Here is a 20,818-nt window from a genome sequence, read left to right on the forward strand (position 1 = left end):
TTCAATTCGCCCTCAAATAAACGCCAATGGCGCTGTTTCTTTGGATTTCTTTCTGCCCCAGAGTGCAGAATGTGTTGGGGTTGTCATAGGTCACGCCATTCGAATCCAGATACGCCTCGCCCTTGGCGCGCATCCGGTCCTTTTCAGCATCCGATTCGACGTAAGAGCGGATTTCGGTGTCCGAATACCCCAGTTTGTTCGCCTTGGAGCGCAGCCCCCACATCACACTGATCGCTTTCAATCGACGCCCGCTGATCGAGGGGCAATATTCCGAAATTTCATTTGCGATGGCGATGTAATAGAGTTCGTCGTCGATCTCTTTGACATCCCTCAAGGGCGGCTTCGCATTTGCAACGGCAGGCAATGTGACCAAGGCAGCCAGCGCGAGTGTTTTGGCAATAGACATGGATTTTCCCTTCGTTTTGGACGCACCAAAACGAACCGGTCCGGTCTTGCTAGGCAATAGCGGCCGGCGATCCATGTCGTGATATGCAAAACCGCGCGTCATGGCCGTTGGCATTTTCCCGCAAAGGTCAATTGATCATCACTGATGCGCAGGTTTTGCGGTTCGGTGTCCGGCCCCACTTTCCAATCGATCCGCGAAGACCCGAAATTCTGCACGCAAAACTTGGTTCCTTCATGACGGCCGGCCTCACGTGCGCCGTCCAGCGATGCGGACGCACCCTTTACCACAACGGTAAAGTCCGTTGGCGATGCTTTCTTGTCGACCGCCTTCGCCTTTGCCTTGAACGCTTTTCCATCGAACAGAATACGATCTTCCGACGGCTTGATGATGCCGCAGGCGGACACGCTTGCCAGTGCCAGCAGGACTACAAGGGTTCTTGAGGCCTTCATACTATCCCTCTTCGTGTTCTCATCTGCCGGGACGCCATCAGAACGCCGCCACCAATGCCATAAGCCCAATCACAAACATGCAGGCCCAGCCCAATACATACAGCACGGACCGAAGGCCACTGTTCGGCTTGCCTATGCCTTTGATGTGCACCACCAGCATCACCAACCGCGCAACCAATGCGACAGACGCCAGCAGATTGACCCAGAACGGGCTGGCGCCCAGCAATACCGCCGCAGTCACAACAGCCACAAACGCCGGAAGCGTTTCCGTTCCGTTCAGATAGGCCCGGTTCAGTCGATAGGCCTGGTCGGAATAGTCCTGCTCAGGGGTCGCCCCAGGCGCGAGGCCTTTGCCCTGCTTGGCCAGCGCTGAAAACGGGGCCAGGAACAGAACCACCAGCGTGAAAAGCACAACCGATGAAATCGCGTGGCTGTATTCTGCAAACATGTCCATCCCGATCACTCCGCCGCCATCGCACCCATACGGCCCGATTTCTGAGCCTTGATGCGGTCTTCGATTTCTTCACGGAAATTCCGGATCAGGCCCTGGATCGGCCAGGCGGCCGCATCGCCGAGCGCGCAGATCGTGTGACCTTCCACCTGTTTGGTCACATCAAACAGCATGTCAATCTCTTCCAGCTCGGCCTCGCCGCGCACCAGGCGGTCCATGACCCGCATCATCCAGCCAGTGCCTTCGCGGCAGGGCGTGCACTGGCCGCAGCTTTCGTGTTTGTAGAATTTTGACAGGCGCCAGATCGCCTTGATGATGTCGGTGGACTTGTCCATCACGATCACCGCCGCCGTTCCAAGCCCCGAGCCGAGATCGTTGCGCAGATAATCGAAATCCATGATCGCGTCGCGCATGTTCTCACCGCGCACACACGGAACCGAGGATCCTCCGGGGATCACGGCCAGCAGATTGTCCCAGCCACCGCGAATGCCGCCGCAATGGGTCTCGATCAGCTCCTCGAAGGAAATTGACATCGCCTCTTCCACGACGCAGGGGTTGTTGACGTGACCCGAGATCGCAAACAGCTTGGTGCCCGCGTTGTTCTGGCGGCCGAAACCTGCGAACCAATCCGCCCCACGGCGCAGGATCGTAGGTACGACGGCGATGGATTCGACGTTGTTCACGGTCGTCGGGCAGCCATACAAACCCGCACCTGCCGGGAACGGCGGCTTCATCCGCGGCATGCCCTTTTTACCTTCGAGGCTTTCAATCAGCGCGGTTTCCTCGCCACAGATATAGGCGCCCGCCCCGTGGTGCAGAAATAGGTCGAAATCCCAGCCCGAGCCCGCGGCATTCTTGCCCAGCAGACCCGCGTCATAGGCCTCGTCAATCGCGGCCTGCAACGCCTCGCGTTCGCGGATGTACTCACCACGCAGGTAGATGTAGCAGGTGTGGGCATTCATGGCGAAAGACGCGATCAGGCAGCCCTCGATCAGCGTATGTGGATCATGGCGCATGATCTCGCGGTCTTTGCAGGTGCCGGGTTCGGATTCGTCCGCGTTGACCACCAGATAGGACGGGCGCCCGTCGCTTTCTTTGGGCATGAACGACCATTTGAGACCGGTCGGGAAACCCGCGCCGCCGCGTCCGCGCAGCCCGGAATCCTTCATCGTCTGGATGATCCAGTCGCGCCCTTTATCAATCAGGCCAGCAGTGCCGTCCCAATGCCCGCGGGCCTGCGCACCTTTCAGCGTGCGTTCATGCATCCCGTAGATGTTGGTAAAGATCCGGTCCTGATCCTTCAGCATCGCGTGTTACCTTCAGCTGTCCTGACGCATGCGCCAGAGTTGAAAAATGTTGACGCCCGCATAGATGAAACCCGCCAGAGCGGCGAAATCAAACAGCAGCGCATGCCGGGTTGTCAAACCCAGCGCGGGGCCAATGAACAGGTTCATCGCAAGCCAGATCAGCATGGTCACGGCGATGACCACCCCGATATGTCGGCCCTTGCGGGCTATGGCCTGTTCCTTGTCCTTGTCCATCTTCCCCCGAAGCCCGGAACGGGCATCCGTCTAGTCTTCGTATGTGCCCTCGGATTTGGCACGTTTGGCGAATTCGGTTTCCTCACCGGCAGCAAGCTTGGTCGCCTGCTCGATCCAGCCATCGCGTTCGATCCGGCCTTTGAATTTCAATCGCGCATCGACCCAGGCCACATGTTCGGGCGTCCAGGCCGCGATCTGGTCATAGTGATAGAAACCCAGCTCGTTTAGCGTTTCTTCCAGCTTGGGGCCAACGCCTTTCAACAATTTAAGGTCATCCGCCTTGCCGTCACGTGCCGCGGTTAGAGTGTTAGGCTGGGTCTCCTGAACGTCTGGGCCATCCGTCTTTGCCGCAGCGCCCTCGGGAGATGCCGGTTCGGTATGGGTAGATTTTTTGGTTCCACTCTGTTGTGCCGCCGTCTTGCCGGGCTCCGGCTTTTTCGGCGGTTGAGGAGCGGAACCGGAAGCTTCGGCTTTGCCATCCTTACCAAGCCAAGGAGTCAGGATCGGAACTTCGGTTCCGTCGATACGCTTGACCGTGTCCCCAAGCTCTGTCGCCAGTTCAACACTCGCGTTGTATTTCGGCTTGCCGGCTTCATATTCGGACAGGCTGGAAAGCCCTTTCAACGGCTCGGCCGCGTAACGCCCATTCTGAGGACCGGGCGTCGGCACCTTGCCCGCCACCAGATCGTCGAGGATCCTGCCAAAGCTCTCGGCGGTCAGGTCCTCATAGTAATCCTTGCCGATCTGCGCCATCGGCGCGTTGGTGCAGGACCCGAGGCATTCGACCTCTTCCCAGCTTAGCTTGCCATCGGCAGAAAGTTCATGCGGTTTCGCCGCGATCTTTTCCTTGCAGACCGCGATCAGATCCTCGGCCCCGCAGATCATGCAGGACGTCGTGCCGCAGACCTGAATATGCGCCACAGATCCTACTGGTTGCAGCTGGAACATGAAGTAGAACGAGGCGACCTCGAGCACGCGGATATAGGCCATGCCCAGCATATCCGCGACCGATTCAATCGCCGGACGGCTCAGCCATCCCTCTTGTTCCTGCGCACGCCAGAGTAGCGGGATCACCGCGCTGGCCTGACGCCCCTCGGGGTATTTGGTAATCTGCGCTTTGGCCCATTGCTGGTTGGCAGCGGTGAAGGCAAAGCTTTCGGGTTGTTCGGGGTGCAGACGGCGCAGCATTAGCAGGCATCTCCGATCACGATGATATAGGGGGCGTCCTGATGCGCGCGACCTTGTTCGACAAGGAAGGCAATCAGATCAGGCGTTTCGGCCTGTGTAAAACCGGCGGGGCGCAATTTTATCTCGGCTTCTTCTTCGACCATACGGCACCCATTCAAACGCACGAAGTCAAATAAGGCGTCGGCACGCCTTGCCGTATCCTCGGGCGCAAGTCCATGCGCACCGCAAATCGCAGGCGCAATCTCGAATACGGGACCGTCCAGACCAGCCAACCCCCGTTCGGCCCAGGAATTGATCACGGCGCTGACATCCTCGGGGCGCAGGTCACGCGCAGAAAAAGCCTCCTCGGTTTGCGAAATATCCAGCCGACAGCCGTTTTCCCGCATAACCTCCAGCACTTTTGCCGTCGGGTGAGTCGATGCGGCCTGCGCCGGTAGGGCAGCCACGAGGGCCAGAATCAGGGCAAAGCATCTCACCGATCAATCTCCCCAAACACAACGTCCATGGTGCCGATGATGGCGGCGACGTCGGCCAGTTGGTGGCCTTTGGCAACGTGGTCCATGGCTTGCAGGTGCAGGAAACCGGGCGCGCGCAGTTTGGCGCGATAAGGCTTGTTGGTGCCGTCGGCGACCAGATAGACGCCGAACTCGCCCTTGGGGGCCTCGACGGCGGCATAGACCTCACCAGCCGGCACGTGGAAGCCTTCGGTATACAGTTTGAAGTGATGGATCAGGCTTTCCATCGAGGTCTTCATGTCCGAGCGTTTTGGCGGGGTGATCTTGCCGCGCGCCAGAACGTCACCGGGGCACTCGCGGATTTTGGCGATGGCCTGACGGATGATCAGCAGCGACTGGCGCATTTCCTCCATGCGGACAAGGTAGCGGTCATAACAGTCGCCGTTCTTGCCGACGGGGATCTGGAATTCGAACTCGTCGTAGCACTCGTAGGGCTGCGCGCGACGCAGGTCCCAGGCCAGACCCGATCCACGCACCATCACGCCCGAGAAGCCGTATTTCTGGATGTCATCTTCGGTCACCACGCCGATGTCGGCGTTGCGCTGCTTGAAGATGCGGTTTTCGGTCAGCAGCCCGTCAATGTCATCAAGGACGCTTGGGAACTCGTGACTCCAGGCCTCGATATCGTCCAGCAGTTCCGGCGGCAGGTCCTGATGCACACCGCCGGGGCGGAAATAAGCCGCGTGAAGGCGGGCCCCGCAGGCACGCTCATAGAACACCATCAGCTTTTCGCGCTCTTCAAAGCCCCAAAGCGGCGGGGTCAACGCGCCCACATCCATCGCCTGCGTGGTCACGTTCAGCAGGTGGTTGAGGATGCGGCCGATCTCGGAATACAGAACCCGGATCAGCGAACCCCTACGCGGTACTTCAACCCCGGTCAGCTTTTCGATGGCCAGACACCAGGCATGTTCCTGGTTCATCGGCGCCACGTAATCCAGACGGTCGAAATAGGGGAGGTTTTGCAGATACGTCCGGCTTTCCATCAGCTTTTCGGTGCCGCGGTGCAGCAGGCCGATATGCGGGTCGCAGCGCTCGACAATCTCGCCGTCCAGTTCAAGCACCAAACGCAGAACCCCGTGCGCCGCAGGGTGTTGCGGGCCGAAGTTAATGTTAAAGTTGCGGATCTTCTGTTCTCCGCTCAGCGCGTCCGTGCTGCCGTCATCGTATCTTGAGCCGTCCATCAACGCCCTCGTTTCTTTTTCGCATCGGCCCGAACCCGAACCTTTTCCGCCTCTGCCGCTTTGGCAGCAGCCCCGGCCAGCAGAACCCCCAGCGCCCCCAACGCGATCAGTTCCCCCAGACCCATCAGCGGCGCTCCAGCTCTTGCAGTTTAAGCCCGACCCACCACAGCAGGGCGATCGTGCCAAAGGGAACCAGACACAGCAGGCACCAGTATTTGTTGATCCCGAAGAACGGCAATATCTTCACCATCGGAATGATTGTCAGCGCAGACAGGATCAGCCACCAGATGCCACCCATTATTCGGTCTCCTGTTTCTCATCCCCCGGCAGAATGTAGTTCGCACCTTCCCATGGGGACATGAAATCAAACTGACGGTACTCCTGCACGAGACTGACCGGCTCGTAGACGACGCGTTTCTGCGCCTCGTCATAGCGGACCTCGGTATAGCCAGTGGTCGGAAAATCCTTGCGCAGCGGATGACCGCGAAAGCCATAGTCGGTCAGGATGCGGCGCAGATCTGGGTGGCCCGAGAACAGGATGCCGAACATGTCGTACACCTCACGCTCGAACCAGTTGGCCGAGGGGTGCACGTCAACGATGGACGGCACCATGTCATCCTCGCGGATCGACACCCGCAGCCGGATGCGCTGGTTCTGGTACATCGACAGGAAGTGATAGACGACATCGAACCGTTTGGCGCGTTCGGGGTAATCCACACCGGTGATATCCACCAGCGACGAGAATTTGCAGCTCTGGTCGGATTTCAGGAATTCGACGAATTCCACAAGGTTTGACGGCGCCACATCCACGTTCAGTTCGCCATGGGTCACGTCCCATGACAGAACGCAATCAGATCGTTTGATTTCCAGCTGCGCGCCGAGTTCCTTGAGTGCTTCGCTCATCAGCTCTCTCCTCAGCGGACAATTGTGCCGGTACGGCGGATTTTGCGTTGCAACTGCATCAGACCGTAAAGCAGCGCCTCAGCAGTCGGAGGGCATCCGGGCACGTAGATGTCCACCGGAACAACCCGGTCACAGCCACGTACGACGGAATAGGAATAGTGGTAATACCCACCGCCATTCGCGCAAGACCCCATCGAGATCACATAGCGCGGCTCGGGCATCTGGTCATAGACCTTGCGCAGCGCGGGCGCCATCTTGTTGGTCAGGGTTCCGGCCACGATCATCACATCCGACTGACGCGGAGACGCTCGGGGGGCAATGCCAAACCGTTCCGCATCATAACGCGGCATCGAGGTATGCATCATCTCAACTGCGCAGCAGGCCAGACCAAAGGTCATCCAGTGCAGCGAGCCGGTACGGGCCCAGTTGATGATGTCTTCGGTCGAGGTCAGCAGGAACCCTTTGTCCTGCAGCTCGGCATTCAGGGCCTGGGTGGCGACTTCTTTGTCGACGCCAGCGGTGTTTGCACCTGTCATCACTCCCATTCCAGCGCCCCTTTCTTCCATTCATAGGCAAAGCCGATGGTCAGAACACCCAGGAACACCATCATGGACCAGAACCCGACATCGCTGATGTCCTTGAAGCCGACGGCCCAGGGAAACAGGAAGGCAATTTCAAGATCGAAGATGATGAACAGAATCGAAACCAGATAGAATCGGACGTCGAATTTCATCCGCGCATCGTCGAAGGCATTGAAACCACATTCATATGCGCTGACCTTTTCGGGGTCGGGATTGCGGACGGCCAGTACGACGGCGGCCAGAATCAAGACGATCCCAAGGCCAACGGCAACGGCCAGAAACACCAGAATCGGGAGGTACTCCCGCAGCAGGTCTTCCACGAATAGCTCCTTTCCTGCGCATGCCCCGATCCGGGTGCGCCGTCAATTGGCGTGTTGACTGGACATTCTCTATCCCCGCGGGGTCAGAGGGTCAACCGAACACAGCCCCCTTCGCGATCAAACCTGCGCTTGACAGCGCGGCATAGAATCGCAGCACCGGCGTTTGGCATTGGCATGGCGGAACCTTGTAAAACCTACTTATTCCATGCAGGTTTTCGTTTTTCAAAAAACGCCGCGATCCCTTCGCGTGCCTCGTGTGTTTCCCACCGCTCGACCAACTCGCCTATGGTCTGATCGATCACGGCATCGTCGATGCGCGGCCCCAAAGCGCGCACCAGCGCCTTGGCAGAGGCAACCGCCCCGGGCGCGCAAGACAAATAGGGGCGAATTTCGTCCTCAACGGCCTCCGAAAGCCGATCTGCCGACACGGTTTTCGCCAGCAGGCCCAGATCAACGGCCTCGGACGCATCGAACAGACGGGCCGACATGAAGACCCGGCGCGCGCGGGCTTCGTCCATGCGGGCGATGACATAGGGGCCAATTGTTGCGGGGATCAGCCCCAGGCGCGTTTCGGTCAACCCCATCATCAGACTGTCGACCCCGATCGCGACATCGCACACGGCCGCCATGCCCACCCCGCCCCCAAAGGCATTGCCCTGCAACGCCCCGATCAGAGGCTTTGGCATCGTGTTCAGAGCCTGCAACATCTCGGCCAGTTTGCGCGCCTCGACAAAACGCGTCTTTTTGTCAGCCGCCATCTGGTCCTGCATCCACCCCAGATCACCGCCGGCACAAAACGTCCTGCCCGCCGCGGCCAGAACGACCGCCCGGACCGCGTCATCCTGACCAAGTTGCGATGCGGCGTCGGTCAATTCCGTGATCATCTGCCCCGACATGGCATTGTGTTTTTCCGGCCGGTTCAGGGTGAGCGTCGCGACACCACGCCTATCCGTCGAGATCGTGATCGTTTCAAACATGTCAGCCCCTCAAAGCCCTGGCCATCTGCGCGGCCTCTTCAACAACGTCGATATCCAGGCCAGTTTCGTATCCCAGCCGATGCAAATGTGCCGCAACCTCCTCGGTCGCCACGTTACCGGCCGCACCCGGGGCGTAGGGGCAACCACCCAACCCTCCCACTGCTGCATCGAACACCCGCACGCCCAGCGCCAATGCCGCATCGATGTTGTCGATCGCGCGCCCGTTGGTGTCATGGAAATGCCCCGCCAGCCGCGTCACTGGAACCCTCTCGCGCACTGCCAGAAGCATATGTGCAACCTTGTCCGGAGTTCCCTGCCCTATCGTGTCGCCCAGCGAAACCTCGTAACAGCCCAGCGCGAAAAGCCGATCAGCAACCTCAGCCACTTTTTCGGGCGGCGTCGGACCGTCATATGGGCAATCCGTAACGCATGAGACATAGCCACGAACCGGCAGGTCGATACGGCGCGCCGCCTCCAGAATCGGCGTGAACCGCTCGATCGACTCGGCGATGGAGGCATTGATATTGGCCTTCGAGAATCCTTCGGAGGCCGAGGCGAACACGGCAATCTCGTCCGCCCTGGCCGCCAGCGCGTCGCCATAGCCATGCATGTTCGGCGTCAGCGCGGCATAGCGCACCCCATTCGCACGCGTGATCCCCCCCAGCACCTGAGCGGAACCCGCCATCTGCGGCACCCATTTCGGGGACACGAAGCTTGCAACTTCGATCCGGCGAAACCCCGCCCGGCTGAGACAGTCGATCAAGGCGATCTTGTCCGCGACCGGTATTTCGCGTTTTTCGTTTTGCAGCCCGTCGCGCGGCCCGACCTCATAGATTTCGACCAGCTCACCCATGTCCGCCCCCCTTCTGGATTGTCGTCGTTTCAAGCAAATATCGTCTGACCTTGGCACGCCGCGTTGCGCGGGTACAGATCAAGCTTCTTCCTCCAACCTCACCAAGGCAGCCCCGGCTTCGACCTGCGAACCATCCCCGACCAGCACTTCGGCAACGATCCCGTCCCGCGCCGCAAGCAGCGAATGCTCCATCTTCATCGCTTCCAAAATTGCCAGACGATCGCCTTTCTGTACGGTTTGTCCCGCTGTGGCAAAGACGGCTTTGACCAGACCGGGCATAGGCGCCTCGATCACATTGGTGTCGCCGGTCGCGCTGGTATCGCGGTCCAGCGGATCGATGACGTCAAAGCTCTGACCGTAATCGGTGAAAACCGTCAGGGTCCCGTTATGTGCAGCAACGCGAGGCATCGGCGTGCCGTTCAACATCCAGCGCCCGGCGGCGCGTTCAGCAACGACGCGGTTTTTGCCAACCTGCCAAATCTGGCGATCCGGCCCATCGACCTGCACATCCAGATCCAGCACGTCGTCGCGACGGGACAAATGCACGGCACGATGCAGCGGCGCCCACAGCGAAAACCCGGTTTCCGGATCGACATCCACCAGATCCAATGCTGTCATCGCAGCCGCGACCGCGGTAACATCCGACGGCTCGGGTTCCTGCACCAACGTTTCAAGGTCTCGCCCGATCAGCCCCGTATCGACATCGCCCGAGGCAAATCCTTCGTGACGCGTCAACGCGCCCAGAAAGGCCAGATTGGTAACGGTACCCGCAACTTCGGTCTGTTGCAGCACCCGGTTCAACGTCTCAAGTGCAATGGCACGCGTCGATCCATGCACCACCACCTTGGCGATCATCGGGTCATACCACGGGCTGATCGTGTCCCCGGCGCGAACGCCGCTATCGGCGCGACACGTGCCGGGGAAAACCAGATGAGTCAGCGTTCCCGTCGCGGGCAGGAACCCTTTCGGCACATCCTCGGCATACAGACGAGCCTCGAAGGCATGGCCAGAGATCGCAAGATCATCCTGTTTCTTGGGAAGGCTCTCGCCTGCGGCCACGCGAAGCTGCCACTCGACCAGGTCGATCCCCGTGATCGCCTCTGTCACCGGGTGCTCCACCTGAAGGCGCGTGTTCATTTCCATGAACCAGAACCTGTCGGGGCGCAGCCCGTCCGAGGCATCGACGATGAATTCGACCGTGCCCGCGCCTTTATAGCCGATCGCCTCGGCGGCCCGCACGCCGGCCTGACCCATAGCCTCGCGCATCTCAGACGTCATGCCCGGGGCGGGGGCTTCTTCGATCACCTTCTGATGGCGGCGCTGCAACGAGCAGTCCCTTTCGAACAGATGCACGGCATGAGTACCATCGCCGAACACCTGCACTTCGATATGGCGGGGTTTGGCCACGAATTTTTCGACCAGCACGGCATCATTGCCGAAGGCGGTCCGGGCCTCGCCCCGCGCGCTGTCGAGCGCGGTCGCGAAATCCTCGGGGCGTTCGACAAGGCGCATCCCCTTGCCGCCGCCACCCGCAACAGCCTTGATCAGAACCGGATAGCCGATTGCATCCGCCGCACCTGCCAGATGCTCGGGGTCCTGATTGTCGCCGTGATAACCTGGCACGACCGGAACGCCGGCCTTCTCCATCAGAACCTTGGCCGCGTCCTTGAGGCCCATCTTGCGGATCGCATCCGCCGAGGGGCCGATGAACGTCAGCCCCGCCGCCTGCACGGCATCCACGAAATCGGGATTCTCGGACAGAAAGCCATACCCCGGATGGATCGCCTGCGCGCCGGTGTCCAGCGCGGCCTGAATGATCACATCACCCTTCAAATAGCTGTCCGCCGGGGCGGGGCCGCCAATATGAACCGCCTCATCCGCCATCTGAACGTGTTTTGCGGCTGCATCCGCATCGGAATAAACAGCAACGCAGGACACGCCCATGCTCTGAGCCGTTTCCATCACCCGGCAGGCGATCTCACCCCGGTTGGCAATCAGAATTTTGTTGAACATAGCCTTCACCCTTCCAATGCCAGATCTTCGACGAGACGGAACCGTTCGCACACGAGTTTCATCTCGGGATCAAAGCCGCCGTTTCGTTGGAAATATCGGCGATGATCTTCCCGCCATCCTTCAAGCGTTTCATTTTCACCTTCCGCCAAGGCGAATTCCTCGGTCACATCGCAGTAACGCTGGATCGAAATATCAACGGTTTCAATGACCAACGCCGGAGTGTCATCCCAGTTCAGCGCAATATCGCGGCGACCGGACTTGGGCATCTCAAGGCTGTCATCAGGATAGTTTCTGAGCGCGTCGCAGGTCGCTGTTTTACGGCCAGAACGGACCAAGGCCAGAAGCTCTGAACTCAGCACGGGGTTGTCGCCGAATTTGAAGGTTTGTGCACCGGGATAACGGGCTAATATGTCTTTCAAACTCTCGCTCATCTCACATCCTGAACACGCCGAAACGTGTCTCCTCGATCGGGGCATTCAGAGCGGCGCTGAGCGACAGGGCCAGCACATCGCGGCTCTTGCGCGGGTCAATGATGCCGTCATCCCACAGTCGGGCCGAGGCATAGAGTGGATGCGACTGTTCCTCGAACATATCCAGCGTCGGGCGTTTGAACTCGGCCTCCTCTTCGGCGGACCACGTGCCACCCTGCCGTTCTATCCCGTCGCGTTTGACGGTGGCCAGAACGCCAGCGGCCTGCTCGCCGCCCATCACCGAAATGCGCGAATTCGGCCAGGTCCACAGAAAGCGCGGCTGATAGGCACGACCGGCCATGCCGTAGTTTCCAGCACCAAACGAGCCGCCGACCAGCATCGTGATCTTGGGCACCGAAGTGGTCGCCACCGCCGTCACCATCTTGGCCCCATGCCGCGCGATGCCTTCGTTCTCGTATTTGCGGCCCACCATGAAGCCGGTGATGTTTTGCAGGAACACAAGCGGGATTTTGCGTTGCGAACACAGCTCGACGAAATGGGCGCCCTTCTGCGCGGCTTCGGAAAACAGCACGCCGTTATTGGCGATGATCCCAACCGGACAGCCTTTGACATGGGCAAACCCCGTGACCAGCGTTTCGCCGAAGCGCGGTTTGAATTCGTCGAACCGAGACCCATCGACCAGACGCGCAATCACTTCACGGATGTCATAGGGCGTGCGCAGATCAGCAGGGACAACGCCCAGGATTTCCTCGGGGTCATAGGCCGGATCTTCGGGTGCCTCAAGCTGTAGGCCGGGCTTCAGCCGGGCACCGCCCAAGGACCCAACGGCCCGCCGCGCCAGGGCCAAAGCATGTGCATCATCCTCGGCCAGATAATCCGCAACGCCGGACAGGCGCGTGTGGACGTCGCCGCCGCCCAGATCCTCGGCGCTGACAACCTCTCCGGTCGCTGCCTTGACCAGAGGCGGCCCGGCCAGAAAGATCGTACCCTGATCCCGCACGATGATGGTCACATCTGACATCGCAGGCACATAGGCCCCGCCCGCCGTGCACGATCCCATCACCACGGCGATCTGAGGGATACCCTTCGCGCTCATCCGCGCCTGATTATAGAAGATGCGGCCAAAGTGGTCCCGATCGGGAAAGACCTCATCCTGATTGGGCAGGTTCGCACCGCCGCTGTCGACTAGATAGATGCAGGGCAGATGGTTTTCCTCGGCGATCTCCTGCGCGCGCAGGTGTTTCTTGACCGACATTGGATAATATGTGCCGCCCTTCACGGTGGCGTCGTTGCAGACCACCATGACCTCGCGCCCCTGCACAAGGCCAATGCCCGCAATCACCCCAGCACAGGGCGCGGCACCGCCATACATCCCATGCGCCGCTGTTGCCCCGATTTCGAGGAACGGAGACCCCGGATCCAGCAGGTTCGCCACCCTTCGGCGGGGGAGCATCTTGCCGCGGGATTCATGCCGCGCGCGGGATTTCTCGCCGCCCCCCATGCGGGCTGCCTCGGCGGCGGCAGATATCTGCGCCAGCGCGTCGAGATGGGCTGCGCGGTTGGCTTTGAAGCCCTCAGAGGCGGGCATAGCTTTGGATGTGAGTTTCATTTGCATACCTCTATTTTCAAAGACCGATTGGCAATTGGAAGAGCTATGAAAACCACAGCAATGCCAAACAATATTGATTTTCCTAATAGTCCAATCGGCACCCAACTTGGGAACAGTGACACGCCGTCGACGCCGAACAAGCCCATCATTCCAAAGGCGAACCAAAAAACGGTCACGAGGGTGCAAGCTATTATTGCGTGGATGAGACCAGAACCGCTCGCGACTCTGAGCTTCTCATTGCATTTTCCACATTCGACGAAAGGTATGTAGCCCTCACTGCCCTTCGCTGTATTTGCGATATTCCACGTGACAGGTGCATCGCAACAAGGACATCGGAGCCCACTAATTCTATCGAGTACTTTCATTCCCCTACATCTTCCCCCGCCGCCCGCGCCTTCAACTCCTTGCGGATCACCTTCCCGGTCACGGTCATCGGCAGTTCCTCCAGAAATGCCACCTCGCGCGGGTACGAATAATGCGCCAGACGGTCCTTGACCCAACCCTGCAACTCGGCACCCGTGGCCTCGGCCCCCGGTTTCAACACCACATAGGCCTTGACGATCTCGGTCCGCAGCGGGTCGGGCTTGCCGACCACGCCCACGGTGGCCACAGCCGGATGGGTCAGCAGGCAATCCTCGATCTCGGCCGGACCGATGCGGTAACCGGCCGAGGTGATCACGTCATCATCCCGGCCGACAAAGCGCAGATAGTCGCCTTCCCACACGCCGCGGTCTCCGGTGATCAGCCAGTCACCCCGGAACTTCTCGGCCGTCGCTTGCGGATTGTTCCAGTATTCCAGCAGCATCGAGGCCGAACCCCGCCGGATGGCAACATCGCCTTCCTCGCTGGTCGGGATGCCATCCTCGTCGATCACCGCGACTTCATGCCCAGGCACCGGCTTTCCGATACAGCCGGGTTGAACAGGGAAATCCTCGGCGCAGGAGGATACGACCATATTGCATTCGGTCTGGCCGAAGAATTCGTTGATCGTCAGACCAAACGCACCGTGGCCCCAGGCCAGCATCTCGGCCCCCAGCGGCTCACCCCCGGACGCAACCGAGCGCAAACCCGGGATCGCCTGATCCGCCGCCTTGAGCATCCGCAGGGCGGTCGGCGGAAAGAACACATTCCGCACCCCGCCCCGCGCAATGATCTCGGCGCAGGCTTCGGGAGTGAACTTTTCAAGCCGTGCCGCGACAACCGGAATGCCCAGCGCAAGGCCCGGCATCAGCACATCGAACAACCCGCCGATCCACGCCCAATCCGCCGGGGTCCACAGGCAGTCTCCTTCGCGCAGGTGATTGTGGCTGATCGAGACACCCGGCACATGCCCGGTCAGAACCCGATGCCCGTGCAGTGCGCCTTTGGGGCTGCCGGTTGTACCAGAGGTGTAGATCAATACGGCAGGATCCTCGGGCCCTGTCGCAGCATAGGGCAGCGCAGGACCGGCCACGCCAATTTCGGATGCGATCAGAGGTTCAGCCAGATCGCCCAGCAAATCCACCCCTTCAGCATCAGTCAGCACGATCTGAACGCCTGCATCGCCCGCCCGCGACCGCAGCGCATCCCGTTTGAATAACTTGAACAAGGGCACCGAAATCGCGCCGATCTTCCAGATCGCCAGATGAGCTGCCGCACACCAGGGTGACTGGCTCAGCAGCACTCCGACCCGATCACCGGGCCGGACGCGGGCCAGCAGGGCGCGGGCAATCCCATCAGCCATTTGCGCCAGTTGCCCATAGGTTGTCAGCCGCTGCCCTGATCCGGTCAGATCAATAAGCGCCACCTGATCACCCGGATGGTTCAGACATTGCTGCGCCATGTTCAGCCGGTCCGGTATGTCCCAGCCTCCTCCTGAGCGCAAACCCGGTATGCGCTCAGCGTGCAACAACGCGAATTCCCCTTGTTTTCCTGATGCTTCGCGACCTGACCTTGGGCGGACACATCACACAAACTTGATGCAGATCAGAGTGGCCGGACACCGCCTTTGCGAAACCAAGAGCATCAACATAACCAAAGGCAAGAATATGACAAAGAAACTCGCCGCTTTGACACTGTCTACCGCGCTGGTCGCCCTGGCGGCTCCGGCTTTGGCCCAGTCGCAAGGGGACTGGACGCTGGGTATCGGTGTTGGCTATCTGGATCCGAAATCCGACAACGGCACGCTGGCCGGTGCGGCAGCGACGATCGACGCGGACACCCGCCCGATTTTCACCGCCGAGTACTTTATTCGCGACAACCTGGGCATTGAGCTTCTGGCGGCGACCCCGTTCAAACACACCGTGGCCCTTGGCGGTACGGACGCGGCCACGGTCAAGCACCTGCCGCCCACCCTGTCGCTGAATTATCACTTCCCGACCAACAGCGCCTGGAAACCCTATGTCGGCGCCGGTCTCAACTATACGATCTTCTTCGACGAGCAATCGCCCCTGGGCAACATCAAGGTCGATGACTCCTTCGGCGTCTCGTTGCAGGCCGGTCTGGATTACATGGTCACCGACAACGGGGCGATCCGCCTGAACGTGCGCTGGTTCGACATTGACTCGGACGTCTCGCTCAACGGCGCCCCCATCGGCACCGCGGAAATCGATCCCTGGCTGGTCGGTGTTTCCTACGTCCATCGGTTCTGATCCCGTTTCCAAAGCGCCCTGCGGTTACCTCGTCCGCAGGGTGTTTTTTCTTTCAGAGCATTTCATTCATCATTTCGCGGCCGATCAGCATCCGGCGAATCTCGCTGGTGCCTGCACCGATCTCCATCAGCTTGGCATCCCGGAAAATCCGGCTGACCGGCGCATCCGACAGGAAGCCCGCCCCGCCCAGCGCCTGAACCGCCTGATGGGCCTGAACCATCGCCTGTTCCGACGCGTAAAGGCAGCACGCTGCCGCATCCTGCCGGGTCACGTCACCGCGGTCACACGCCTTGGCGACTTCGTAAACATAGGCCCGCGCCGAGTTCATCGCGGTGTACATGTCGGCAATCTTGCCCTGCATCAACTGAAAGCTGCCGATGGGTTTGCCGAACTGCTTGCGTTCAGCCAGATAAGGCATCACTTCGTCCAGACAGGCGGCCATGATGCCGGTCCCGATGCCTGCCAGCACGACCCGTTCATAATCCAGCCCCGACATGAGCACGGCAACACCCTTGCCCTCTTCGCCCAACACGTTCTCGAACGGAACCTCTACATCTTCAAAGATCAGCTCAGCCGTGTTCGACCCGCGCATACCCAGCTTGTCGAAATGGGGCGAGGTTGAAAAACCCTTCATCTCTTTTTCGATCAGAAATGCGGTAATACCCTTTGATCCGGCATCGGGGTCCGTCTTGGCATAAACCACCAGAGTATCCGCATCCGGCCCGTTGGTGATCCAGTATTTGTTGCCGTTCAGACGGTAATGGTCGTTCCGCTTTTCGGCGCGCAGCTTCATCGACACCACATCCGACCCGGCCGAAGGTTCCGACATGGCCAGCGCCCCCACATGCTCGCCCGAGATAAGCCGCGGCAGGTACTTTTGCTTCTGTTCTTCATTGCCGTTCAGCTTGATCTGGTTCACGCACAGGTTCGAATGCGCCCCGTATGACAAAGAAACCGAAGCTGAAGCGCGCGCGACCTCTTCTACGGCGATCGTATGCGCCAGATAGGACATGCCTGCACCGCCGTACTCTTCCGGCACGGTAACACCCAGCAGACCAAGCTCTCCCATCTCTTTCCACAGCTCATTCGGAAAGGCATTGGTGGCGTCGATCTCGGCCGCCATCGGCTTGACTCGCTCCTGCGCCCAGCGATGCACCATCTCGCGCAGGGCATTCACATCCTCACCCAGATCGAATTTCATCGTGGCCATGAACATCTGCGTCTTCCCTCCGCTTTAATGAACAAGTGTTCAATAAATCTCTAGCAGCGAATCTGCCGCCGGTCAATCTTTGTGGCAGCGCGTCCGAAACAGAAAACGCCGCCCCGAAAAGGGCGGCGTTTCAAAAGATCGAGCGTGCGCCGCAGGCGCACTCCGCTTGGTCAAGACTGATAAACCGCGCTCACCTCAGCCCGGATGATCCGGGCGATCAATCGACAATCCTCCAGGGAAAACGTCAAAGGCACGCGCATATCCATAACGCCGGCCAGAACGCGGTCACTTTCAGGCATCCGCTCGCTATCGAAATATCGCCAACTGTCATAGCGCGACGTGAATCCTGTCGGTTCGGCACCGCCGAACCACTTCAGCTCAACCCCACGCGCGGCGCAACGGCTGATGACTTCGGCTATCCGTTCAGGCACCCAATCCAGCAGCAAGAACTGAATCGAAGACCCGACATAGGTTTCTTCTTCGGGCCGTTCGACGATCGTCAGTCCCGGCGTGCCCCGCAACCCGGCTTCGATCTCGCGATAACGTTCGTTCCACCGTTCCACCTGCCGGTCCAGATCCCGCAATTGCGGGCGCAGGATGGCGGCGCGCAAATTGTCCATCCGGCCCGAGACGTTGGGCGTGGTGTATTTGATCCGTTCGAACACGTCCGGCCCCGGCGCCGCAAGATGGCGTTCGTACAACATGTAGGACCCCGACAACATCGTAGCCTTGGCCGCCAGTTCCTCGTCATCGGTGACCAGCAAGCCCCCTTCGCCCGAATTGACATGCTTGTAGGTCTGGCAGGAATAACACCCGATCGCGCCCTGCCGTCCTGACAACTGACCGCGCCAGGCTGCACCCATCGTGTGTGCGCAATCCTCGATCACGATCACCCCGGCCGCGTCACACATCTGCATCAGCCGGTCCATATCACACAGATGCCCACGCATATGGCTGAGCATCAGAACACGCGCTTGATCCAGCTTGCCCTCTAGATCATCCAGATCGATGGTCAGCTCTTCCGTCACTCCGACAAAAATTGCCCGCCCTCCGACCGAGGCAATCGACCCCGGCACCGGCGCCAGCGTAAACGCATTGGTCAAAACCGGGTCGCCCGGCTGCACGCCAACCGCACGCAGGGCCGTGGCCAGAGCGTAACCGCCAGACGAAACCGCCAGACAGTATTTGGCCCCCATCTGCGCCGCAAATTCCTGCTCCAGCAGGGCCGTTTCCCCCAACTCTCCGGGGACGACATTGTAACGATGCAGACGTCCATGGCGCAGAACGGCCAGTGCCGCTTCGATTGCTTCTTCCGGAAGGGGTTCCTGCTGCGTAAAGCTGCCAGAGAATACGTCGGTCATGGTCTTGTTCTGAGGCTCCGAAAGGGTCCGGTCAAGGTTTCAGGCTGCCGCACCGATCAGATCAGGCACGAGGCCGGGCAAGTCATCAAAATGATGCAGAAGGGCTTCGGGTTCCAGCGCCGCCATGTCATCCCCCGATGGCCCGAAGGTAACCAGCACCGAAGGAACGCCCGCCGCCCTGGCGGTGTTGCGGTCAGTATCCGAGTCTCCGACCAGCACGCACAAGTCCGGATCGCCCCCGGCACGGCGCGCGGCTTCACGCAACGGCGCCGGGTCCGGTTTGCGGACCGGCAGCGTATCTGCCCCGACCAAAGATGCAAAACGGTCCCGCACCCCCATGCGTGTCAGCAACAATTCGGCCAGATGTTCCGGTTTGTTCGTGCAAATGCCCACACCGTAACCCGCGTCACTCAGCATCTCGACCGCCTGTAGTGCGCCGGGATAGAAACTGGTGTGGGTGTCGATGTCCTGCGCGTAGGCCTCAAGAAGAACCGGGTAATAGGCCTGCACCGTATCCTCGTCATAGGCCCCGACTCGTTTCAGCCCGTGGGTCAGCATCATGCGTCCACCTCGCAGCGCCACACCGGAATCCGGCCCGTGGACCAGTACATCCCCGTGCCCCATCTTGCGGAAACAATGGTTCGCGGCCGCCAGCAAATCGCCGGATGTATCCGCCAAAGTGCCGTCCAGATCGAAGATGACGGTGCGCATTTCGCCCCCTTGCTCGGCAGGTTTTCGCCGTGTCCTGTTTCAATCGGCAATCTTGTTTGATGGCCGAACGGCTTGCGCCTTTGACCTCAGCGGATAAAACGGACCGCAACAAAACACAAAGAGAAAACGAATTCATGACCACTGCCCTTGTCATCCTTGCCGCCGGAAAAGGCACCAGGATGAATTCGGACCTTCCCAAAGTTCTGCATCCCATCGCTCAGGTTCCGATGCTGATCCATGCGATGCGCGCCGGATCTGTCCTGTCGCCCGAACATACCGTGATCGTCACCGGCCACGGGTCCGAAGCTGTGGCAAAGGTTGCACGGGCCGAGGATGAAGGGGCGCAGATCGCCGTGCAGGAAGACCAGTTGGGTACGGCCCATGCGGTCGCCCAGGCCCGAAGCGCATTGAGCGGGTTCGAAGGTGATGTGGTTGTTCTTTACGGCGACACCCCGTTCCTGCAGCCCGACACGCTGGAAAGGATGATCGAGGCACGGTCCGGGAATGACCTTGTTATTCTTGGCTTTGAAGCAGCCGATCCTGCCCGTTATGGCCGGCTGGTCATGAATGGCGACGTGCTGGAACGCATTGTCGAATTCAAGGATGCGTCGGATGAAGAACGATCCATAACATTTTGCAACTCAGGGCTTTTGGCCTGCAATGCGCAGCTGCTGTTTTCGCTGATCGACGAGGTCGGAAACGACAACGCTTCGGGCGAATACTATTTGACCGACGTGGTTGAAATTGCGCGCCGCCGTGGGCTGAACGTGACCGCAGTCGCGTGCGACGAAGCGCAGACGCTGGGCGTGAACTCTCGCGCTGATCTGGCGGCCGCCGATGCCGTATTTCAGACGCGCGCCCGTGCCGAGCTGCTTGACCTGGGTGTCACCTTGATGGCGCCTGACACGGTGTATCTGGCCGCGGATATGGTGGTCGGGCGCGATACGGTGATCGAGCCAAATGTGGTGTTCGGACCGGGCGTCACGGTCGAAAGCGGCGCAACGATCCGCGCCTTTTCGCATCTTGAGGGCTGCCATGTCAGCCGGGGCGCTGTCGTCGGCCCCTACGCGCGCCTGCGCCCTGGTGCCGAACTGGCCGAAAACACGCGGGTCGGCAATTTTGTCGAGATCAAGAATGCCGAAATCGCCGAAGGCGCGAAGGTCAATCACCTCAGCTATATCGGGGACGCTTCGGTTGGCGCTGCGACCAACATCGGCGCAGGCACGATCACCTGCAACTATGACGGCGTGATGAAGCACAAGACCACGATTGGGGAGAATGTCTTTGTCGGCTCGAACACCATGCTGGTGGCGCCGGTCACAGTGGGCGACGGCGCGATGACCGCGACGGGCACTGTCGTGACCAGGGATGTGGACCCTGATGCGCTGGCTGTTGCGCGGGCCAAGCAGGAAAACAAGCCCGGATATGCACGTAAATTGTTTGATATGTTGAAGGCGAAAAAGGCTCGCCGCGATAAAAAGGCCTGAG

Annotated in this window: 24 protein-coding genes; 2 read left to right on the forward strand and 22 right to left on the reverse strand. The window is 60.0% G+C overall.

The window, feature by feature from the left end:
* Position 1: 1 nt before the first annotated feature.
* From ACR0FB_RS06650 to ACR0FB_RS06740, 19 genes are all read right to left on the reverse strand, one after another.
* A complete protein-coding gene (locus ACR0FB_RS06650; protein WP_480619825.1) occupies positions 2 to 406 on the reverse strand; it encodes a DUF5333 domain-containing protein in 405 nt (134 codons plus the stop codon).
* 98 nt (positions 407 to 504) lie between these two features.
* On the reverse strand, positions 505 to 855 hold the full coding sequence (locus ACR0FB_RS06655; RefSeq protein ID WP_171631153.1) for a hypothetical protein: 351 nt from the start codon (positions 853 to 855) through the stop codon (positions 505 to 507).
* 37 nt (positions 856 to 892) lie between these two features.
* Positions 893 to 1,309: an MAPEG family protein gene (locus ACR0FB_RS06660; RefSeq protein ID WP_171115040.1), complete on the reverse strand. Its 417-nt coding sequence runs from the start codon at positions 1,307 to 1,309 to the stop codon at positions 893 to 895.
* Between the two features lie 5 nt (positions 1,310 to 1,314).
* Positions 1,315 to 2,613 (reverse strand): NADH-quinone oxidoreductase subunit NuoF, encoded by a 1,299-nt coding sequence (gene nuoF, locus ACR0FB_RS06665; protein WP_209832595.1) that lies wholly within the window; start codon positions 2,611 to 2,613, stop codon positions 1,315 to 1,317.
* A gap of 12 nt (positions 2,614 to 2,625) precedes the next feature.
* Complete coding sequence (locus ACR0FB_RS06670; protein ID WP_171115038.1) at positions 2,626 to 2,847, reverse strand: DUF5337 domain-containing protein; 222 nt, start codon at positions 2,845 to 2,847, stop codon at positions 2,626 to 2,628.
* 30 nt (positions 2,848 to 2,877) lie between these two features.
* Complete coding sequence (locus ACR0FB_RS06675) at positions 2,878 to 4,035, reverse strand: NADH-quinone oxidoreductase subunit E (protein WP_209832593.1); 1,158 nt, start codon at positions 4,033 to 4,035, stop codon at positions 2,878 to 2,880.
* The gene (locus ACR0FB_RS06680; RefSeq protein WP_171631143.1) at positions 4,035 to 4,511 is read right to left on the reverse strand and encodes a hypothetical protein; all 477 of its coding nucleotides are present in this window, start codon (positions 4,509 to 4,511) and stop codon (positions 4,035 to 4,037) included. Before ACR0FB_RS06680 ends, ACR0FB_RS06675 begins: the two co-directional genes overlap by 1 nt.
* Entirely contained in the window at positions 4,508 to 5,731 is a 1,224-nt protein-coding gene (locus tag ACR0FB_RS06685; RefSeq protein ID WP_171631140.1) for an NADH-quinone oxidoreductase subunit D, read from the reverse strand. The genes ACR0FB_RS06680 and ACR0FB_RS06685 overlap by 4 nt, the downstream gene beginning before the upstream one ends.
* Positions 5,731 to 5,856 (reverse strand): hypothetical protein, encoded by a 126-nt coding sequence (locus ACR0FB_RS06690; protein WP_256368965.1) that lies wholly within the window; start codon positions 5,854 to 5,856, stop codon positions 5,731 to 5,733. Before ACR0FB_RS06690 ends, ACR0FB_RS06685 begins: the two co-directional genes overlap by 1 nt.
* Complete coding sequence (locus ACR0FB_RS06695) at positions 5,856 to 6,029, reverse strand: hypothetical protein (RefSeq protein ID WP_010442775.1); 174 nt, start codon at positions 6,027 to 6,029, stop codon at positions 5,856 to 5,858. Before ACR0FB_RS06695 ends, ACR0FB_RS06690 begins: the two co-directional genes overlap by 1 nt.
* Positions 6,029 to 6,634 carry an NADH-quinone oxidoreductase subunit C gene (locus ACR0FB_RS06700; protein ID WP_171631137.1) on the reverse strand — a complete coding sequence of 202 codons (606 nt, stop codon included), beginning with the start codon at positions 6,632 to 6,634 and terminating at the stop codon, positions 6,029 to 6,031. Before ACR0FB_RS06700 ends, ACR0FB_RS06695 begins: the two co-directional genes overlap by 1 nt.
* 11 nt (positions 6,635 to 6,645) lie before the next feature.
* On the reverse strand, positions 6,646 to 7,179 hold the full coding sequence (locus ACR0FB_RS06705; RefSeq protein ID WP_010442777.1) for a NuoB/complex I 20 kDa subunit family protein: 534 nt from the start codon (positions 7,177 to 7,179) through the stop codon (positions 6,646 to 6,648).
* Positions 7,170 to 7,535: an NADH-quinone oxidoreductase subunit A gene (locus ACR0FB_RS06710; RefSeq protein ID WP_050602775.1), complete on the reverse strand. Its 366-nt coding sequence runs from the start codon at positions 7,533 to 7,535 to the stop codon at positions 7,170 to 7,172. Before ACR0FB_RS06710 ends, ACR0FB_RS06705 begins: the two co-directional genes overlap by 10 nt.
* A gap of 194 nt (positions 7,536 to 7,729) precedes the next feature.
* The gene (locus ACR0FB_RS06715; RefSeq protein WP_480619827.1) at positions 7,730 to 8,512 is read right to left on the reverse strand and encodes a crotonase/enoyl-CoA hydratase family protein; all 783 of its coding nucleotides are present in this window, start codon (positions 8,510 to 8,512) and stop codon (positions 7,730 to 7,732) included.
* Position 8,513: 1 nt separating this feature from the next.
* A complete protein-coding gene (locus tag ACR0FB_RS06720) occupies positions 8,514 to 9,365 on the reverse strand; it encodes a hydroxymethylglutaryl-CoA lyase (RefSeq protein WP_480619829.1) in 852 nt (283 codons plus the stop codon).
* A 78-nt stretch (positions 9,366 to 9,443) separates the two neighbouring features.
* Positions 9,444 to 11,378, reverse strand: coding sequence for an acetyl/propionyl/methylcrotonyl-CoA carboxylase subunit alpha (locus ACR0FB_RS06725; protein ID WP_480619831.1), 1,935 nt, complete (start codon positions 11,376 to 11,378; stop codon positions 9,444 to 9,446).
* 5 nt (positions 11,379 to 11,383) lie between these two features.
* Entirely contained in the window at positions 11,384 to 11,809 is a 426-nt protein-coding gene (locus tag ACR0FB_RS06730) for an ASCH domain-containing protein (protein ID WP_171722953.1), read from the reverse strand.
* Between the two features lies 1 nt (position 11,810).
* Positions 11,811 to 13,418, reverse strand: a complete 1,608-nt coding sequence (locus tag ACR0FB_RS06735) for a carboxyl transferase domain-containing protein (RefSeq protein WP_480619833.1) — start codon at positions 13,416 to 13,418, stop codon at positions 11,811 to 11,813.
* Positions 13,419 to 13,779: 361 nt separating this feature from the next.
* A complete protein-coding gene (locus tag ACR0FB_RS06740) occupies positions 13,780 to 15,240 on the reverse strand; it encodes an AMP-binding protein (RefSeq protein ID WP_480619835.1) in 1,461 nt (486 codons plus the stop codon).
* Between the two features lie 205 nt (positions 15,241 to 15,445).
* Between ACR0FB_RS06740 and ACR0FB_RS06745 the strand changes: the two genes are divergently transcribed.
* Positions 15,446 to 16,048: an OmpW/AlkL family protein gene (locus ACR0FB_RS06745; RefSeq protein ID WP_171227945.1), complete on the forward strand. Its 603-nt coding sequence runs from the start codon at positions 15,446 to 15,448 to the stop codon at positions 16,046 to 16,048.
* A 52-nt stretch (positions 16,049 to 16,100) separates the two neighbouring features.
* Here ACR0FB_RS06745 and ACR0FB_RS06750 read toward each other — a convergent pair whose 3' ends face one another.
* The 3 genes from ACR0FB_RS06750 to ACR0FB_RS06760 all read right to left on the reverse strand — a co-directional run bounded on the left by ACR0FB_RS06750 (position 16,101) and on the right by ACR0FB_RS06760 (position 19,330).
* Positions 16,101 to 17,264, reverse strand: a complete 1,164-nt coding sequence (locus ACR0FB_RS06750; protein ID WP_171115013.1) for an isovaleryl-CoA dehydrogenase — start codon at positions 17,262 to 17,264, stop codon at positions 16,101 to 16,103.
* Positions 17,265 to 17,428: 164 nt separating this feature from the next.
* Positions 17,429 to 18,619, reverse strand: coding sequence for a DegT/DnrJ/EryC1/StrS family aminotransferase (locus ACR0FB_RS06755; RefSeq protein WP_210092592.1), 1,191 nt, complete (start codon positions 18,617 to 18,619; stop codon positions 17,429 to 17,431).
* 39 nt (positions 18,620 to 18,658) lie between these two features.
* Positions 18,659 to 19,330, reverse strand: a complete 672-nt coding sequence (locus ACR0FB_RS06760) for an HAD-IA family hydrolase (protein ID WP_209832581.1) — start codon at positions 19,328 to 19,330, stop codon at positions 18,659 to 18,661.
* Between the two features lie 134 nt (positions 19,331 to 19,464).
* Here ACR0FB_RS06760 and glmU point away from each other — a divergent pair, with 134 nt between their 5' ends.
* Positions 19,465 to 20,817, forward strand: a complete 1,353-nt coding sequence (glmU, locus tag ACR0FB_RS06765; protein WP_480619837.1) for a bifunctional UDP-N-acetylglucosamine diphosphorylase/glucosamine-1-phosphate N-acetyltransferase GlmU — start codon at positions 19,465 to 19,467, stop codon at positions 20,815 to 20,817.
* The last annotated feature ends 1 nt before the right edge of the window (position 20,818 follow it).

This window comes from Ruegeria sp. P10, from assembly GCF_056534925.1.

What these genes read in the sequence shown, in the direction of transcription:
- ACR0FB_RS06650 (WP_480619825.1), bottom strand. Translation starts at nt 406, where the DNA reads ATGTCTATTGCCAAAACACTCGCGCTGGCTGCCTTGGTCACATTGCCT.
- ACR0FB_RS06655 (WP_171631153.1), bottom strand. Translation starts at nt 855, where the DNA reads ATGAAGGCCTCAAGAACCCTTGTAGTCCTGCTGGCACTGGCAAGCGTG.
- ACR0FB_RS06660 (WP_171115040.1), bottom strand. Translation starts at nt 1,309, where the DNA reads ATGGACATGTTTGCAGAATACAGCCACGCGATTTCATCGGTTGTGCTT.
- nuoF (WP_209832595.1), bottom strand. Translation starts at nt 2,613, where the DNA reads ATGCTGAAGGATCAGGACCGGATCTTTACCAACATCTACGGGATGCAT.
- ACR0FB_RS06670 (WP_171115038.1), bottom strand. Translation starts at nt 2,847, where the DNA reads ATGGACAAGGACAAGGAACAGGCCATAGCCCGCAAGGGCCGACATATC.
- ACR0FB_RS06675 (WP_209832593.1), bottom strand. Translation starts at nt 4,035, where the DNA reads ATGCTGCGCCGTCTGCACCCCGAACAACCCGAAAGCTTTGCCTTCACC.
- ACR0FB_RS06685 (WP_171631140.1), bottom strand. Translation starts at nt 5,731, where the DNA reads ATGGACGGCTCAAGATACGATGACGGCAGCACGGACGCGCTGAGCGGA.
- ACR0FB_RS06690 (WP_256368965.1), bottom strand. Translation starts at nt 5,856, where the DNA reads ATGGGTCTGGGGGAACTGATCGCGTTGGGGGCGCTGGGGGTTCTGCTG.
- ACR0FB_RS06695 (WP_010442775.1), bottom strand. Translation starts at nt 6,029, where the DNA reads ATGGGTGGCATCTGGTGGCTGATCCTGTCTGCGCTGACAATCATTCCG.
- ACR0FB_RS06700 (WP_171631137.1), bottom strand. Translation starts at nt 6,634, where the DNA reads ATGAGCGAAGCACTCAAGGAACTCGGCGCGCAGCTGGAAATCAAACGA.
- ACR0FB_RS06705 (WP_010442777.1), bottom strand. Translation starts at nt 7,179, where the DNA reads ATGGGAGTGATGACAGGTGCAAACACCGCTGGCGTCGACAAAGAAGTC.
- ACR0FB_RS06715 (WP_480619827.1), bottom strand. Translation starts at nt 8,512, where the DNA reads ATGTTTGAAACGATCACGATCTCGACGGATAGGCGTGGTGTCGCGACG.
- ACR0FB_RS06720 (WP_480619829.1), bottom strand. Translation starts at nt 9,365, where the DNA reads ATGGGTGAGCTGGTCGAAATCTATGAGGTCGGGCCGCGCGACGGGCTG.
- ACR0FB_RS06725 (WP_480619831.1), bottom strand. Translation starts at nt 11,378, where the DNA reads ATGTTCAACAAAATTCTGATTGCCAACCGGGGTGAGATCGCCTGCCGG.
- ACR0FB_RS06730 (WP_171722953.1), bottom strand. Translation starts at nt 11,809, where the DNA reads ATGAGCGAGAGTTTGAAAGACATATTAGCCCGTTATCCCGGTGCACAA.
- ACR0FB_RS06735 (WP_480619833.1), bottom strand. Translation starts at nt 13,418, where the DNA reads ATGAAACTCACATCCAAAGCTATGCCCGCCTCTGAGGGCTTCAAAGCC.
- ACR0FB_RS06740 (WP_480619835.1), bottom strand. Translation starts at nt 15,240, where the DNA reads ATGGCGCAGCAATGTCTGAACCATCCGGGTGATCAGGTGGCGCTTATT.
- ACR0FB_RS06745 (WP_171227945.1), top strand. Translation starts at nt 15,446, where the DNA reads ATGACAAAGAAACTCGCCGCTTTGACACTGTCTACCGCGCTGGTCGCC.
- ACR0FB_RS06750 (WP_171115013.1), bottom strand. Translation starts at nt 17,264, where the DNA reads ATGTTCATGGCCACGATGAAATTCGATCTGGGTGAGGATGTGAATGCC.
- ACR0FB_RS06755 (WP_210092592.1), bottom strand. Translation starts at nt 18,619, where the DNA reads ATGACCGACGTATTCTCTGGCAGCTTTACGCAGCAGGAACCCCTTCCG.
- ACR0FB_RS06760 (WP_209832581.1), bottom strand. Translation starts at nt 19,330, where the DNA reads ATGCGCACCGTCATCTTCGATCTGGACGGCACTTTGGCGGATACATCC.
- glmU (WP_480619837.1), top strand. Translation starts at nt 19,465, where the DNA reads ATGACCACTGCCCTTGTCATCCTTGCCGCCGGAAAAGGCACCAGGATG.